Source organism: Clostridium sp. CTA-19 (assembly GCF_054767855.1).
Window position 1 is genome coordinate 35,482 of record NZ_BAAABH010000008.1, and the last position, 15,998, is coordinate 51,479.

15 protein-coding genes are annotated in these 15,998 nt (G+C 26.6%); 3 read left to right on the top strand and 12 right to left on the bottom strand.

All coding sequences use genetic code 11. The features are described 5' to 3' along the window. Nucleotides 1-83 precede the first annotated feature (83 nt). The 3 genes from ACYUE0_RS06205 to ACYUE0_RS06215 form a co-directional block, all read right to left on the bottom strand. Nucleotides 84-575, bottom strand: a complete 492-nt coding sequence (locus ACYUE0_RS06205) for a septum formation initiator family protein (RefSeq protein ID WP_061994875.1) — start codon at nucleotides 573-575, stop codon at nucleotides 84-86. Between the two features lie 27 nt (nucleotides 576-602). Continuing rightward, on the bottom strand, nucleotides 603-1,526 hold the full coding sequence (rsmH, locus tag ACYUE0_RS06210) for a 16S rRNA (cytosine(1402)-N(4))-methyltransferase RsmH (RefSeq protein ID WP_061994876.1): 924 nt from the start codon (nucleotides 1,524-1,526) through the stop codon (nucleotides 603-605). 701 nt (nucleotides 1,527-2,227) lie between these two features. Beyond that, nucleotides 2,228-2,446, bottom strand: a complete 219-nt coding sequence (locus ACYUE0_RS06215; RefSeq protein WP_460269894.1) for a hypothetical protein — start codon at nucleotides 2,444-2,446, stop codon at nucleotides 2,228-2,230. Nucleotides 2,447-3,008: 562 nt separating this feature from the next. Between ACYUE0_RS06215 and ychF the strand changes: the two genes are divergently transcribed. Continuing rightward, nucleotides 3,009-4,106, top strand: coding sequence for a redox-regulated ATPase YchF (ychF, locus tag ACYUE0_RS06220; RefSeq protein ID WP_061994878.1), 1,098 nt, complete (start codon nucleotides 3,009-3,011; stop codon nucleotides 4,104-4,106). A 68-nt stretch (nucleotides 4,107-4,174) separates the two neighbouring features. Here the strand turns inward: ychF and ACYUE0_RS06225 are convergent, their stop codons facing one another. Further along, entirely contained in the window at nucleotides 4,175-4,351 is a 177-nt protein-coding gene (locus ACYUE0_RS06225) for a hypothetical protein (RefSeq protein ID WP_157450845.1), read from the bottom strand. After that, a complete protein-coding gene (locus ACYUE0_RS06230; protein WP_061994879.1) occupies nucleotides 4,338-6,632 on the bottom strand; it encodes an AAA family ATPase in 2,295 nt (764 codons plus the stop codon). Before ACYUE0_RS06230 ends, ACYUE0_RS06225 begins: the two co-directional genes overlap by 14 nt. Before the next feature lie 256 nt (nucleotides 6,633-6,888). On the opposite strand from ACYUE0_RS06230, the gene ACYUE0_RS06235 reads away from it, so the two are divergent. Further along, a complete protein-coding gene (locus ACYUE0_RS06235) occupies nucleotides 6,889-7,317 on the top strand; it encodes a hypothetical protein (protein WP_061994880.1) in 429 nt (142 codons plus the stop codon). A gap of 48 nt (nucleotides 7,318-7,365) precedes the next feature. Here the strand turns inward: ACYUE0_RS06235 and ACYUE0_RS06240 are convergent, their stop codons facing one another. Further along, complete coding sequence (locus ACYUE0_RS06240) at nucleotides 7,366-9,897, bottom strand: cation-translocating P-type ATPase (RefSeq protein ID WP_460269944.1); 2,532 nt, start codon at nucleotides 9,895-9,897, stop codon at nucleotides 7,366-7,368. Nucleotides 9,898-10,626: 729 nt separating this feature from the next. On the opposite strand from ACYUE0_RS06240, the gene ACYUE0_RS06245 reads away from it, so the two are divergent. Next, nucleotides 10,627-12,267, top strand: a complete 1,641-nt coding sequence (locus tag ACYUE0_RS06245; RefSeq protein WP_061994881.1) for a putative manganese-dependent inorganic diphosphatase — start codon at nucleotides 10,627-10,629, stop codon at nucleotides 12,265-12,267. Nucleotides 12,268-12,332: 65 nt separating this feature from the next. On the opposite strand, the gene ACYUE0_RS06250 is transcribed toward ACYUE0_RS06245, so the two are convergent. The 6 genes from ACYUE0_RS06250 to ACYUE0_RS06275 all read right to left on the bottom strand — a co-directional run bounded on the left by ACYUE0_RS06250 (nucleotide 12,333) and on the right by ACYUE0_RS06275 (nucleotide 15,995). After that, the gene (locus tag ACYUE0_RS06250; protein ID WP_061994882.1) at nucleotides 12,333-13,118 is read right to left on the bottom strand and encodes a flagellar hook-basal body complex protein; all 786 of its coding nucleotides are present in this window, start codon (nucleotides 13,116-13,118) and stop codon (nucleotides 12,333-12,335) included. A gap of 23 nt (nucleotides 13,119-13,141) precedes the next feature. Beyond that, nucleotides 13,142-13,915, bottom strand: a complete 774-nt coding sequence (locus ACYUE0_RS06255) for a flagellar hook-basal body complex protein (protein ID WP_199868865.1) — start codon at nucleotides 13,913-13,915, stop codon at nucleotides 13,142-13,144. Further along, nucleotides 13,912-14,037, bottom strand: a complete 126-nt coding sequence (locus tag ACYUE0_RS06260; protein ID WP_268869834.1) for a hypothetical protein — start codon at nucleotides 14,035-14,037, stop codon at nucleotides 13,912-13,914. The genes ACYUE0_RS06255 and ACYUE0_RS06260 overlap by 4 nt, the downstream gene beginning before the upstream one ends. Nucleotides 14,038-14,114: 77 nt before the next feature. Then, nucleotides 14,115-14,603 carry a DUF6115 domain-containing protein gene (locus tag ACYUE0_RS06265; protein ID WP_199868864.1) on the bottom strand — a complete coding sequence of 163 codons (489 nt, stop codon included), beginning with the start codon at nucleotides 14,601-14,603 and terminating at the stop codon, nucleotides 14,115-14,117. A gap of 11 nt (nucleotides 14,604-14,614) precedes the next feature. After that, nucleotides 14,615-15,346 (bottom strand): FliA/WhiG family RNA polymerase sigma factor, encoded by a 732-nt coding sequence (locus tag ACYUE0_RS06270; protein ID WP_199868863.1) that lies wholly within the window; start codon nucleotides 15,344-15,346, stop codon nucleotides 14,615-14,617. After that, nucleotides 15,330-15,995 carry a flagellar brake protein gene (locus ACYUE0_RS06275; RefSeq protein ID WP_460269895.1) on the bottom strand — a complete coding sequence of 222 codons (666 nt, stop codon included), beginning with the start codon at nucleotides 15,993-15,995 and terminating at the stop codon, nucleotides 15,330-15,332. The genes ACYUE0_RS06270 and ACYUE0_RS06275 overlap by 17 nt, the downstream gene beginning before the upstream one ends. Nucleotides 15,996-15,998: the final 3 nt, after the last annotated feature.

Consider the following 15,998-nt stretch of genomic DNA (forward strand, 5'->3'; position numbering starts at 1 on the left):
TTTAAAATTATGTTAAAAATTTTTATTATATAATCTACATTCTTTTCACCTAAATATAACAAGTAACTTTATAGTAAAAAGTCTTAAAATAATAATTTCTTAAGTTTTTCAAAAATTTTCTTTGTAGAAGAATCGGATAAATCTTTACTAGCATTATCATTTTTAGTTGAGACTTCTTTAGCTTCCAAATTCATATATAGTGCTTTAGATGCTTCTGGTTTTTGCATATCTAATTTATTTACAGCAACATCTTCTATATAGCTCAAATTATTAAATTTAATAAGTTGTACTTTTATTGATTCATTATCAGCTTTTAATTTAGAAATCTCATCTTTTTTATCGTTTATTTGTATTTGTGTATTATATATCGCTGAATATCTGGACAAAATAAACACTCCTACTACAAATGAGCATGCTACATTTCTTATAAATCCAAGTCTCTTTTTTATAATCTTTTGCTTGTCTACTTTTACCCCAGTTCTTTTTTGTTTCTCAACTTTTTTACGTTCTACGGCAACAGTTGTTTTTAATGCATTGCTTCCATTTACAATTGTTTTGTCCTTTTCTACTACCATTTTACTCCCCCCACACTAATTTTAGAACTAAATTTTTCTAGCTACTCTTAATTTAGAGCTTCTACTTCTAGAGTTATTTTCTTGTTCTTCCTTTGATGGCTCAATTGGTTTTCTACTAACTAAATTTACTATTGGTTTTTTATTGCACACACAAAATGGTAACTCTTTAGGGCAATTACATGGGTCGTTTAATTCTTTAAATTTATTTTTAACTATTCTATCCTCTAAAGAATGGAAAGTTATTATAGCAATTCTACCATCACTATTTAAAGCTTCCACAGAATCTTCTATGGCTTTGTTAAGTATCATAAGTTCCTTATTAACTTCAATTCTTATTGCTTGAAAAGTTCTCTTGGCCGGATGCCCTCCATCTTTTTTAAATTTACCTGGAATTGCAGCCATTACAATATCTGCAAGTTGTAATGTTGTTTCGATAGGTCTTCTATTTACAATAAAATTTGAAATTCTCTTTGCAAATCTTTCTTCTCCAAAACTTTTTATTACATCTGCAAGTTCCTCTTCACTATAATCATTAACTACATTATATGCAGATAATGAATTTTCTCTGTCCATTCTCATATCTAAAGGTGCATCTTTCATATAACTAAAACCTCTATCAGCATTATCTAACTGGTATGAAGATACGCCTAAGTCCATAAGTATACCATCCACTTTTTCTATATTAAGATTTTCTAAAATTTCCTTTATATTATAAAAGTTATTATGAACAAATGTTGTATTTTTGTATTCCTTTAATCTTTCACTTGCTGCCTTTAAAGCATCTTTGTCTTGGTCAATACCTATTAGTCTACCTTTTTCAGATAATTTTTTTAATATTTCACTTGAATGACCTCCACCGCCTAAAGTACAGTCTACATATATTCCATCTTCTTTAATATTAAGTGCTTCTATACATTCATCTAGTAACACTGATACATGTTTAAAATCCATTGCTATATCTCCTTAAATGTTAGTTCTTTTTTATTTAATATAATAATATAATAATACAATAAAAACTATAAAAGATTTATAAATAAAAATTTTAAAAAATTAATTCTTTAACTATTTATTTTTTAGTTTTGATATAAATTTATCATTTAAAATATTTGCTTTAATGATCATAAAATTATTTAAAGTATATATAATAATTTTATATTCATCAATAAAAACAAATTTTTCATATAAATAAATTTTAAATTGTTTTATTTCATTAATATATATGATTATAAATTAGTTTCAAATTTTAAAACTTTGTATTCTATAGTATTAGATACTTGTTTTTAAAATATCCCTATATAATATAATACTACATATGCATTAAAAATTTAAACTTTATTAAATATTTATATCATAAAATATTCTATCACTATATTAAAATTCCTTTAAAATATCCTAGTTTATTTCTTGTTTTTTCCTTTATATATATATATATTTCGTATATTTTTTGTCGAAATATAGTATTCTTTTTATTAAGTGTTTATTTTTCTGTAAATATCTTTTTAATTTTACATTTTTTTATTTATTATATGTATTTAAATTTTTATTTATTATTTAGATTATAGTTTTAAATACTTAGAATTCAACACTACATTCTGCATAAAAATATTTTTAAATTATTGAATAAATTTTAATGTAAGGTTGTTTGCCTATAATTATTTATCTTTTAATTTATTAATATCAGATATTATTTCCTCTAACTTATCCAAAATAATATATGTACACATAATCATCATTCCCCCTATAATCACTAAACATAAAATCACAAATTCTTCATGTACAGGAAAACTTTCCATCCAAAACAATTTAGCTGTCACAATAAAAAATAAAAAAGTAATAATTTCCCCTAAAACTAAATGTTTAATTTTTCTCATTTATATAATCCCCTTATCTTTAAATAGTATTTTTAGTTATATTCTTTGTATCCTATATTTATTTTCTAATTATTATGTATAAACTCCTTTTTATTTTGATTTTTTCTTATTATAATTAACTCCACATTAAAACACTTAAGGAAATTACAAGTTTTCTTGAAATTAAATTTGTTCTAGAGTATAATTTTAAAAGAGTTTTATAGTTTATATTTAGAAATTAATACAGTGATATAAGTTAAAGTTTTAATTATTAAATTAGAGCTTTAATATTATTATAGGGAAACAAGCTCAAATTTAAATTTATTCAATAACCTTAAAATATTTTTATGCACGATACAATGTTGAATTCTAAATGATTCGGAGCATATATCACTATTTTAGGTATCCAAGTTTTGGAATGAGTAATTTTAAAAGTCAACTTGAAACCCTACATTGTCGCTTTGTTACAAATCAAAAGCTTACATATAGTTGTTTAAACCGTATAATTTTTAAACTCTATAATAAAAGCAAATATAAATTTTTATAATTTGAATATTTTTTATGGAAAGGAACGAATTTACATATGAAACTAGGAATAGTAGGATTACCTAATGTAGGAAAGAGTACTCTTTTCAACGCTATAACTAAAGCTGGAGCAGAATCTGCTAATTACCCATTTTGTACTATTGAACCAAACGTAGGAGTTGTTAGTGTTCCAGATAAGAGACTAGATGTACTTGAGAAAATGTATAATACAAAAAGAAAAATTCATACTGCAATAGAATTTTATGATATAGCCGGTCTTGTTAGAGGTGCTAGTAAAGGTGAAGGCCTTGGAAATAAGTTTTTATCTCATATAAGAGAGGTTGCATCTATAGTGCATGTTGTAAGATGCTTTGAAGATGAAAACATAGTACACGTTGATGGATCTGTTGATCCAATTAGAGATATTGAAACTATAAGTCTAGAATTAATTTTTTCTGACTTAGAAGTTTTAGATAGAAGAATGGAAAAATCTTTAAAACTAGTTAGATCTGGGGATAAAACAGCAAAATCTGAATATGAATTAATGGAAAGAATAAAAAAACATTTAGAAGCAAGCAAACCTGTAAGAACTCTTGAGGTTACAGAAGACGAGGATGAATTTGTAAAAGGATTATTCTTAATAACTTCTAAACCAGTTTTATACGCTTGTAATATAAGCGAAGATGATTTAATGAACGGAAATCTTGAAAATGATTTAGTAAAAAGAGTTAAAGAGTATGCTAGTAATGAAAATTCTGAAGCTATGGTTATTTGTGCAAGATTAGAAGAAGAACTTTCAACTCTTGATGAAGAAGAAAAACTTTCAATGCTTGAAGAATATGGTCTTAAAGAATCAGGTCTTGATAAATTAATAGGAGCTAGTTATAAATTATTAGGACTTATTAGTTATTTAACTGCCGGTGTTCAAGAAGTTAGAGCCTGGACTATAAAAAATGGAACTAAAGCACCTGCTGCCGCTGGTAAAATCCATAGCGATATAGAACGAGGTTTTATCAGAGCTGAAGTAGTTTCTTATGATAAATTAGTTGAGTGTGGTTCTGAAGCTTCTGCTAAAGAAAATGGCCATTTTAGACTTGAAGGAAAAGAATATGTAATGCAAGATGGAGACGTTGTTAATTTTAGATTTAACGTTTAGTATAATTAAATAACGGCTTATTAAATAAAAAAACACAACAAAATTAATTTTTGTTGTGTTTTTTATCTTTATTTACTTAATAATTTTCTTGCTATACTTAAATTTTTTATCTTCCATAAATTAAAATTATACTTCTTATTTCTTTGTAAATCCTTAACTATTATTTTTGGTTTTTTCCCTAAATAGGTTTTTATTTTAAAATTATTTAACCTTACTGTAATATCAAGGTTTTTATTTTTTTTCATTGTAATTTAAGAGCTCCTTATCTATTATTTTTCTTATTCTTTCTAAATTCAAATTTCTTTTGTCCATTAATACCTTTATTGCATCTTCTATATTTTCCATAGTATATATGGAAAATATCCCTTCTTTAATTGCTTCTTCTACTTCTTCACAAAGGACTAAGTCATCTTTATTAGACTTTGGTATTAATACACATTTGTTTTCTACTACATCTACGCTTTTACATACTTTGAAAAATCCCTCGATTTTTTCATTCACTCCACCAATTGGTTGAACATCACCAAACTGATTTATAGAACCAGTAACAGCTATATTCTGCTTTATAGGAATTTTAGTTAAAGATGATAACATACAAATAACTTCTGCTACTGATGCACTATCTCCATTGACTACACCATAAACTTGTTCAAAACTTAGATGAAAATCTACTGGTAATTTTTTATACCCTCCATTTAACGCATTCATATAACCTTTTAATATGCTTATAGCCTTATTGTGTATCTGACCACTTAAATTTGCATCTCTTTGGGAGTCTATAATGTTTCCATCACCTTTATAACAGCTACAAGTTATCTTTAATGGCCGACCAAAACTTACATATCCAGTACCTACTACTGATAATCCATTTATTTGTCCAACCTTGCTTCCATTAACTTGTATTAAGTTTCTTTTTTCTTTATATCCTTCAAGAAATTCTAATTCTATCAATTCATCTTCATAAGCAACAGATAAAATATCTTCCTTGTCTATTATGTCTTTATCATTTTCTTTTGCATAATTATTAGCTAATAATATAAGACTTCCAACATCATCATTTTCAAAATATAACTTATTCTTACTTTCAGCTTTTCTACATAAATATTTAGCTACTTCTTTTATAGCCTCTTCAGTCAATTCTCTAGTATTATTATTTTTACAAAACATTTTTATTTGCCCTATAAGTGCTTTTTTAGAATTTTTATTTATTTTTATAATGGGATTATATTCTGCTCTTATTTTAAATATTTTTTTAAAATCTTCATCATTTCTATAAAGCACATCATAAAATTCATAATCTCCTACTAAAATAACCTTTGGTGATATTTTTATTGGCTCTGGTTTTAGTCCACTTAATGCTAGTAATTCTAAATAGCCCTTATTATAATCTAAATCTACCTTCTCGTTTAATAAAACTTTTTTTAGATAATAATATGATTGTGGATTATTAAGAAGATTATTTAGCCTTATTATTAAACAACCGCCATTTGCCTTTATTATGCTACCTGCTTTTATTAAAGAAGGGTCTGATATATATATACCATTATGATTTTCATATTCTATACTACCTATTAAATTATTTAAGCTTGGGTCTTCTTCAAATATTACTGGTGGCTTTTTATTATTAGAATTATCTACTACTACATTTACAATATATTTAAAAATTATTTCATTAATTTTTTCTTCATCATCTTCATAATTTACGGTATAATTTTCAAGTAACTCTGTTAATATTTTATTTGATACAAATTTTAAATATTCTTTGACTTGAACATCTGATTCTAACAACTTAGAATATTTTTTTTCTTCCTTTTCTATTATATTTAAAAGATATTCCCTCATTATTTCTTTTATTTTTTCAAGTTCTTTTATTTCCATATCTCTAAGTTCCTCTATTATCTCTTTGGTTTTTATTTTTAAATTATTTACTCTTGATAACATATCTTCTTTAGTTTCCTCATCTAAATTTTCATATTCATCTTCTGTCATTTCTTTTTCTTCATTTAAAGGTATAAATGTAAATCCCCCTTCGCTAGATCTTATATCGAACCCATTTTCCTTAGATACCGTTACTAGAGCAGAAATCATTTCACTTCTTTTTTTCTGTATTTTCTCTACAAGGTTTTCTTTCTCCTTACTTATAGAGTTTGTGTAGAATTCAAAGGTTTTATTTGCTATTAAATCCTGTAGTTTCTCCAAAGTATTTTTGAATAAATTTCCATGTCCATTTCTGACAAACATAGGTACAGGTTTTTTTATGTCATCTTCAACCACATAACATATATCATCTGGAGCATCGTAATTTTTAAATATTTCTTTTACATAATTTATTATATTATCCATTTTATCCTTAGAGTAATCATCCACTAAGTAAACATTATATCCTTCTTTTTCTATTTCAATTGCTGCTTTTATTTTCTTATATGCTTTTTCATATTGTGGAATCATAGACATATTATTTTTGAAGGGAATCTTATTCACCTCAAATTTAAACACAACCTCTTTTGGAGTTAATTTCTTTTTCATGGCTCCCCTCCCGTTAGTAATCACTTATTATATTAATATTCTAACAATGATGTTTTTGGAACAAATTTATCAATTTTAAAATAAAATCTATAAATTTCATAAAAATACACATAATAAAATATATATTTAACACTATTCTATTGCATAATCTTCGTTTTCAATTTAAACTTGTTAATTAGTACGACTTAATATATAATAAATTTATTCGTAATTATTAGATAAAGCTATATATTATTACTGAAAAGGAGTTATTTATATGGGATTTAAAGATAAGTTATCTCAAAGTTATACTAGCGCTTACTTAAATAGATATGGGGATAGACTAACTCAATTACAAGGAAGAATTTTATCTATTAAAGTAGAACAAAAAAGCTTTTTAGGTATTATAAATACAATTACTGCCACTTTAGTTATTAAAGCAATGGCTTCAAGTGGAGTTAATACTTGTTATTACAAAAAGAGACGATGGTTTAAAAAGCCTGCTTTTATGAACATATCTCAAGGTCATTCTGTCATTATTCAAGGTTTAAAACCTGATAAAAAGAAAAAAAGAAAGAAAAAGCAAGATGAATTTATTTCTATAATTAATATTGTAAATATGACCAATAAAAGTGAACTTGTGCCATCTAATGGTGAAATACCTAAAAAAGTACAGCGTGTTAAAGCTGATAGACGATATAAATAAAAGGAGATTTTAAATCTCCTTTTATTTATTTAAATTAAATTTTAAATTTCATTTTTTATTTTTGTGACTCAAAAATATATATAAGCTATTTATAAAGGCTATTGTTCCTGAAAAGAACAGAATTATTAACCATTGTCCTAAGTCTAATGATACTGTTTTAAATATTTTTTGAAATATTGGCATATAAACAATCGCAATTAAAGATAATAAAGATAATCCTACAGCACCTATTAAATACATATTAGTAAAAGGATTTATCTCAAATAAAGAATACCTTTCAGATCTACATTCAAAAACATGTATAAGTTGAGACATTATTAATGTTCCTAGTGCTAAAGTTCTACATGTTTCTAAGCTCATTCCATAATATTTTCCAGCAATAAATGCCATAACTGTACAAATACCTATTAAACTGCCTCTTAAAATAATTTTTTCTTTTAATCCTCTTGCAAATATACTCTCATTTTTTTCTCTTGGTTTTTGCATCATAATATCTTTATCCCCTGGGTCTACGCCTAAAGCTATAGCTGGTAATCCATCCGTTACTAGATTTACAAAAAGAATTTGTATTGGAAGTAACGGAGTCTCTAAATAAAATAATGAAGCTAAGAACATAGTAAGTACTTCACCTAAATTACAGGATAAAAGATATCTTATAAATTTTCTTATATTGTCATATATCTTTCTTCCCTCTTCTACGGCAGCTACAATTGTAGAATAATTATCATCTAATAAAATCATAGATGCAGCTTCTTTTGTTACATCTGTTCCAGATATACCCATAGCAACCCCTATATCCGCTTCTTTTACCGCAGGAGCGTCATTTACACCATCACCACTCATAGCTACAATTTTACCTTTTGATTTAAAAGTTTTAACTATCCTTAATTTATGTTTTGGATTAACCCTTGCAAAAACTCTATAACTATCTATATTATCTTTTAATTGTTTATCAGAAAATCTATCTAATTCTTCTCCAGTTATAACTTGTTCTAATGAATTGCAAATTTCTAATTGTTTTCCTATGGCATAAGCTGTATTTTTATGATCTCCAGTTATCATTATAGGTTTTATACCTGCCATTTTACATTCAATTACAGAATCTTTTGCTTCTTTTCTTGGAGGGTCTATTATACCTGCTATACCTGCAAAAATTAAGTTGCATTCTAAATCATTTTCTTTTTTTATTATATTCTCAACTTTATAAGCACCTGCAATACATCTTAAAGCATCGTAAGACATATCATCTATAGCCTTTTCAACTGATTTTTTATAAGTATAAGTAAAAGGTTCTATATTGCCATTTACTAATATATGTGTACATTTATTAAGTAACATTTCCGGTGCACCTTTTACATAACATGTCTCCTTGCCATCTTCATTTACAACTACAGACATCATTTTTTTTGTGGAATTAAATGGAATTTCGAATTCTCTTCTAACTTTTGAAATAAACTTTTGCAATTCTTTTGGAGATTTGAAAAATGCTTTTATTAATGCAGTTTCTGTTGGATCTCCAAAAAGACATTTATCTATGTTTAAACCTTGAAAATTATAATCACAGTTATTACAATATACAAATATTTTTTTTAGTATTTCATTTTGATTTTTACTTTCGTCATATATATTACCATCAAAATAAAATTTTTTTACAACCATTTTATTTTCTGTAAGAGTTCCAGTTTTATCTGTACAGATAATTGAAGTGCATCCTAATGTTTCTACTGCTGGAAGCTTTCTTACTAAAGCTTGTCTATCAAGCATCCTTGAAACACCCAGCGCTAGTGCAACTGTAACTATTGCAGCTAATCCTTCTGGTATTGCGGCAACTGCTAAAGTTACTCCTGATAAAAACATAGTATATGGATCTTGACCTCTTACAATTCCTAGAACAGTTACTATAGTGCAAATTACTAGACACATTACAACTAAGATTTTACCAAGAGCATCTAATTTTTCTCTTAATACAGATTTTTCAGTATCTATGCTATTTAGCATATGGGCTATTTTTCCCATTTCTGTATTCATCCCTGTAAGTAATACCTTCGCTATACCTTTTCCTGTTAATACAGTAGTTCCCATATAAACTGCATTGGACTTGTTTTCCTTTGAATCCTTATAAACTCCCACAGATTCTCCAGTAAGCAAAGATTCATCTACCATAAAAGAATTGTCCTCTAAAAGAATTGCATCAGCTTGTACCTTATCTCCACTTTCTAATATTAAGAGGTCTCCCGGCACTAAGTACATAGAATTAACTATCTCAACCTTTCCATTTCTTATTACTTTAGCTGTTGGTGCTGCCATTTCTTTTAAAGCTTCTAATGATTTTTCAGTTTTAAATTCTTGAACAAATCCAAGTATTGCATTCATAAAAACTATTATAAGTATTGTTATGGCATCTGCTAAATCTCCCATTATTCCTGAAATTATAGTAGCACCAATTAATACCCATATTATAAAATCATTAAATTGACTTAAAAATATTTTTAGTGCTGATATTTTCTCTTTACTTTGAAGAACATTTAAGCCAAACTGTTTAATCTTTTTTTCTACTTCATCCTTTGTAAGTCCTCTCATTTCCTTATCATACAATTTTATCCCCCCTTTATATTCTTTTGCATAACTATGGTTATGACTTATATAGGACTTGAATTAAAATTCTATCCTATATAGTGAAACAAGCTTCAAATCTTAAGCTACTCAAGAATTTTAAAAGAAATTTTCTTTTTAAATATTCTTGCTCTAATTAAGCTATTTTAAAGCTTGCGTTGACTTTTTTAGATATCCAAAATTTTTAACGTATAAATTTAAGTGTTACTTTGGAATCCTATATAATGAAACAAGCCCATTTAAATTTTCTATGAGTTTAAAAAGAATTTTATTCTAAATATTTTTATATAATTAATTTATTTGGGGCTTGCATTCATTTTCTTTTTGTATCCAAAATTTGCGTTGTATAAATTAAACCATAATTTTGGAACCCTATATTAAGAATGAACTTAAAAGAATAACTTTTATACTTTAAATACTTTTTATAATTGAATCTTTAATATATAATTTAAATGAATATTATTTTATATATATATCATACTAATTTGTTATATGGTGATAAAAACATATTCTCAAATTAGAGTTTAAAAGTACTTATCATTCTTCTATTGCTAAATATATGTATGTTCTTTTGATTATATGAAATGTATTAAAAAAAATATTCATAGAAATTTATACTTTACATTAATAAATTATCCCTTTACAATTACATATGTACTGTTAAATTTATAAAATATTTTTAAGGAGGTAATAATATTGAAAAATAGTATTTATATTACAGGACATAAAAACCCTGATTCTGACTCAATTTGTTCTGCTCTTGCCTATGCAGAGTTTAAAAATAAAACTCAAAAAACTCCTGCAACTGCAATAAGATTAGGCGAAGTAAATAATGAAACAAAATTTATTCTTGACTATTTTAAAGTAGAACAACCAAAACTTATTACGACCGTAAAAACTGAAATAGCTGATTTAGAAATAGATACAGTAGCACCTATTTCTCCTGATATTTCCTTAAAAATGGCGTGGTCAATAATGAAAAAAATTAATTGTAATACACTGCCTGTAGTTGATGAAAATGAAAGATTAATAGGTATAACATCTGTGTCTAACTTAACTTCTAGTTATTTAGATATTTGGGACAATTACATACTTGCTAAAAGCAATACAAAGCTTGATAACATATTAGATACATTATCTGCAAGAGTTGAATACCTTAGCGATGAAAATTTACAACTTAAAGGTAAAATTGCCGTTGCTAATATGTCTCCAAATGATGAAAAAACTATAATAGAAGAAAATGATATAGTTATATGTGGTGACAGAGAAGATATACAAAATTTTGTTGTTAGTAAAAAGGTAGATTTAATGATTATAACGGGGAACAGAGAACCATTACCTGGAATAATAGAAAAAGCCAAAGAAGCTAACTGTACAATAATCGTTACTCCGTATGATACATTTACTACATCAAGACTTATAACTCAAAGCATACCTGTAAGTTATGTTATGACAAAAAACAATTTAATAAGCTTTGAGATTAATGATTTCATTGATGAAATTAAAGATATTATGCTTGAAACAAGATATAGATGCTATCCTGTTACAGACAGTAATGGTAAAGTTATAGGCACTATTTCTCGTTATCATTTAATTAATCAAAGAAAGAAAAAAGTAATTTTAATGGACCACAACGAAAAGTCTCAATCTGTGGATGGAATAGATGATGCTGAAGTTGTTGAAATAATAGATCACCATAGAATTGCAGACATTCAAACAGGACTTCCTATATATTTTAGGAACGAGCCTGTTGGAAGCACTTCTACCATAGTAGCTTCTATTTATTTTGAAAATGGCATAAGACCAAGCAGACAAATTGCTGGAATATTATGTGGCGCTATAATTTCTGATACATTATTACTTAAATCACCAACTTCTACATTAGTAGATGAAATAGTATTAAAAAGACTTGCTCAAATTGCTGATATAAACATTGAAGATTTTGCTAATGAAATGTTCAAAGCAGCTACTTCTCTTGAAGGAAAATCAGCGAAAGACCTTTTAAACCAAGACTATAAAACATTTACGATAGGTGAAACTAAAATAGGAGTAGGCCAAGTTACTACAACTTATATTGAAGGATTTAAAGATATAAAAAATGACCTTCTTGAGTTAATGGAAACTGTTGCTTCTGAAAGTAATCTTGAAATGATAACATTAATGATAACAGATATCTTTAATGGTGGCTCTTTATTCTTAGTATGTGGAAATAAAGATCTATTTATTAGTGCATTTAATACTACACTTGAAGATAATGCCGTATATCTAGATGGAGTTGTTTCTAGAAAGAAACAAGTTATTCCACCATTAAATGAAGCTATAGATAAAATGAACTAAAAAAAGTGCCTCTTAAAATGAACTATCATTTTGAGGCACTTTTCTTATTTTAATATAAAAATTATTTATCTTACGCTATTAATCATTCCCCACATCTCATCTGCAGTTTTAAGTGCAGTAGAACCTAAAGAAAATGCTCTTTGAGTTAAAATCATATCACTCATCTCTTCACCAACATTTACATTAGAATTTTCTAAATATCCCTGTAAAATATTTTTATCTGTGGTTTCATACATATTACTACCTTCTAAAGGAATATATAAATTTTCTCCTATTGACATTAAAGACGTATCTCCCACTACACCATAAGTTTTTATTTGACCTAACTTCACAAAATTTCCATTTATGTTTTTTAAAACTCCACCATCTTTATCTATAGTGAAATCACTTCCATTTAGCTTTATTGGACCACCAGGATAATTAACTTCATTTCCTCTTTCATCAACTATACTTACCCTGTTGCCATTTCCATCAGCTAAATTACCATTAGCATCAACTGCAAAGCTTCCAGCTCTTGTATATGCTTCTTTTCCATCAGCAGTATATATTTTAAACAATCCATTTCCATCTATAGCTAAATGTGATGCTGTGCCTGTATTTTGAAGGGCTCCTTGTTGAAATTGTCGTACAACTTTTCCAGATTTCACACCAGTTCCATATGTTAAGTCATTTTTCCCATCAGTGATTGGATATCCATTTCTATTTAACGAATCTTGATACAAATCCTCAAATTGAACATCTAGTCTTTTATAACCAGAAGTATTAACATTGTTTATATTATTAGATAATATATCTAATTTATTCTGCTGAGCCATCATAGCACTTTTATTTGTAGATAACAATGTAAACATTTATAGTTCACCACCTTTAAATTTTATCTTCTTGCTATATCGTTAACTGCTTTTCCTAAAGTTTCATCTAAAACCTTCAACGTTTTAATATTACTTTCAAATCCTCTCATTGTAGACATCATATCTGACATTTCTACAACTGTATTAACATTTGATTGTTCTAGTCCCTTTTGTCTTATAAATGCATTAGATCTTGTTCCAGGCTCCGTTGTAGAATATATATTGTGACCAATCTTAGTTAAATTTTCATAATTTTGAAAATCAGTAACTTCAAACTGATATTTTAAATTTCCATCTACCCTAATATTGCCTAACTTATCACAGTTCAAATCACCTTTTCCTATATTCATAGGTTCTAAATTTCCTGTAGCGGAATTTCTTCCCAAAACAACATCTCCACTTTGATTTACCAAATATCCATTTCCATCTATTGAAAAATGTCCATCTCTAGTATATGCTACTTCATTATTTTCTCTTTGACGTACCATAAAAAATCCAGTACCTTCTATTGCAAAATCCGTTGGGCTACTTGTATCCTTAACAAATCCTTGTTCAAAATAAGTAACCTTGTCATTTATTTCTGCGCCATTACTTAATGCTCCAATGTCACTTTTATAATTTTTTCCTGCTACTAATTTATCTTTATTAGAAATCATAACTTCATCAAAGGATTTTATTGCTAATTTTTCTGCCTTATATCCAGGTGTATTAACATTTGCCATATTATTCATTATTGCATTTTGTTTTGCTTCACTAGTTATTAATCCAGATGCTACTGTATATAGACCTCTTATCATTTTTTCACCTCATCCTTATTAATCATAACTTTCACTTCATCAGGATACTTCATACCTAATTTTCTCGCTCTCATTTCTACTTGAGAATCACTTAATGAATATGTAACTTGTGATATAGTCATACAAAAGGCTCCTATTAATATACCAATACCTATACCTAATAATATTTTTTTATCAGATAAAAACTTAAATGTATTTTTTATTTTAGATATAATTCTTCTATTAATAGTACTTCCCCCTTTCCAAGTTTTAGCTTGTCCGCTATTTCTTCTACAGAAAAGTTTTGACTATAAAGCGCTTTTATTTGTTCAACTTTCACACTATTTTCACTTAAACTAACTGTACAATTATTACTATTAGTTTCTATGTTAAGTTCAGTATTTTTCATATTTTTGTTAGTTGAATAAATCTTATTTTTAGTAATATATTCATCTTTTATTTTATCGTATCTAATACCATCTTCTTTACTACTATCTTTTTCAACAATATTTTTTAAATCTTCAATTTCTAATTGAAGGTTTAATATTGTTTCACTAAATTCTCTTCTTAATTTTCCTATTTTTACATCTATATCATCCAAAGAATCTTCAGTTTCATTTAATATTTGAGAGAAATTTTTATTCTTTTTTAAATCCTTTACACTGAAAATTATAATTATACTTGCTATGAAAACTAAAATTATTAGCATTTTTTACTCCCTTAATAAATTTCATATTTCAATTTTTTTAGTGCTTTTCTTAAATTAATTATAGCCTTGCTATGCAATTGACAAACTCTTGATTCTGATACTTCTAATATTTTTCCTATTTCTTTTAATGTAAGTTTTTCATAATAATATAATGTAATTATAAGTCTATCTTTATCTCTTAATAAGTCTACTGCTTTTCCTAGATACTCTATTAATTCACTTTGTTCTAAAGACTTCTCTGGTCCTATTATTTTTTTATCTTCAATTGTCCCTATTAAAGATATGTCATCATCATCATTAAACATTAAACTTTCTAAAGAAACAATCGATATATAATTTATATAGTTTTCTATTTTAGTAAGATCACTTAAGGATATATCCATTTCTTTTGCAATTTCTTGACTATTTGGTTCTCTTAAAAATCTGTTTTGTAAATTTTCTACAGCTTCATTATATTTATTTAGTTTATCCATAGCCCCTTTAGATATGGGGCTATTTTTCCTTAACTCATCTATCATTGATCCTTTTATCCTTATAGCTGCATAGGTAGAAAACTTCATACCTTTACTCTCATCGAACTTATTCAATGCGTCCATAAGTCCTATCATTCCATAGCTTACCAAATCTTCATATTCTACATATTTTGTTTTACCCATAATAATTCTTGATGCAATATACTTTACTAACGGAATATATTGTTCAACTACATGGTTTTTTTCAGTTTGGTTATTCAAAATTGTCACCTCCCGAAGTCTTAAGCATTCTTCTCATTTCCATAAATATATATCTAATAACTTTTTCTCTTTCCTGTTCTTCTATCTCTAAAAAATCTACTCCGCAAACATATTTATTCTCATAGTCCTGTTCTATTCTTACAATTTGCCCTAAAACTATAATTTCTTCCGTTACATTTAAATGCATTATAATGTAATCTTTCAATTGTGGCTTTTCTGCTATTCTAATTTTCAATCCACCACCACTTAAATCTACTGTGTATCCAACTTTAAAATCTAAAATATCATAACTATTAAGTTTATTTTTAGGATAATTCTTAGTTATATAATAGTTTACTATACCTGTATGGCTAATTCTTACATATTTTCGTCTTTGTATTTTTCTAATATCATATGGTTGTCCTAATATCACCAGTGGAACTTCATCATACTTTCTTCCAACAACATTAACTTTAAATTTATAAACTTTACCCTTTCTATCATTATAAATAACTTCATATTTTTCATTTGGTCTCATAGTTAAATAAGTATTGTTTATAGTTGGTATAAATATTGCTATTGTATCTTTTTCAACTTCTTGAATTGTAGTTTTAGCATAACCTTCCTCAGTTAAAACTTCTAGTATGGTATTTGGATGAAATTTTATATTGATGCTCATTTT

Coding starts and splice junctions, on each gene's coding strand:
- ACYUE0_RS06235 (WP_061994880.1), top strand. CDS start 6,889: ATGGGATTTAAAGATAAGTTATCTCAAAGTTATACTAGCGCTTACTTA.
- ACYUE0_RS06275 (WP_460269895.1), bottom strand. CDS start 15,995: ATGAGCATCAATATAAAATTTCATCCAAATACCATACTAGAAGTTTTA.
- ACYUE0_RS06215 (WP_460269894.1), bottom strand. CDS start 2,446: ATGAGAAAAATTAAACATTTAGTTTTAGGGGAAATTATTACTTTTTTA.
- ACYUE0_RS06250 (WP_061994882.1), bottom strand. CDS start 13,118: ATGTTTACATTGTTATCTACAAATAAAAGTGCTATGATGGCTCAGCAG.
- ACYUE0_RS06260 (WP_268869834.1), bottom strand. CDS start 14,037: ATGACTATATCACAAGTTACATATTCATTAAGTGATTCTCAAGTAGAA.
- ACYUE0_RS06230 (WP_061994879.1), bottom strand. CDS start 6,632: ATGAAAAAGAAATTAACTCCAAAAGAGGTTGTGTTTAAATTTGAGGTG.
- ychF (WP_061994878.1), top strand. CDS start 3,009: ATGAAACTAGGAATAGTAGGATTACCTAATGTAGGAAAGAGTACTCTT.
- rsmH (WP_061994876.1), bottom strand. CDS start 1,526: ATGGATTTTAAACATGTATCAGTGTTACTAGATGAATGTATAGAAGCA.
- ACYUE0_RS06205 (WP_061994875.1), bottom strand. CDS start 575: ATGGTAGTAGAAAAGGACAAAACAATTGTAAATGGAAGCAATGCATTA.
- ACYUE0_RS06255 (WP_199868865.1), bottom strand. CDS start 13,915: ATGATAAGAGGTCTATATACAGTAGCATCTGGATTAATAACTAGTGAA.
- ACYUE0_RS06225 (WP_157450845.1), bottom strand. CDS start 4,351: ATGAAAAAAAATAAAAACCTTGATATTACAGTAAGGTTAAATAATTTT.
- ACYUE0_RS06265 (WP_199868864.1), bottom strand. CDS start 14,603: ATGCTAATAATTTTAGTTTTCATAGCAAGTATAATTATAATTTTCAGT.
- ACYUE0_RS06240 (WP_460269944.1), bottom strand. CDS start 9,897: ATGAGAGGACTTACAAAGGATGAAGTAGAAAAAAAGATTAAACAGTTT.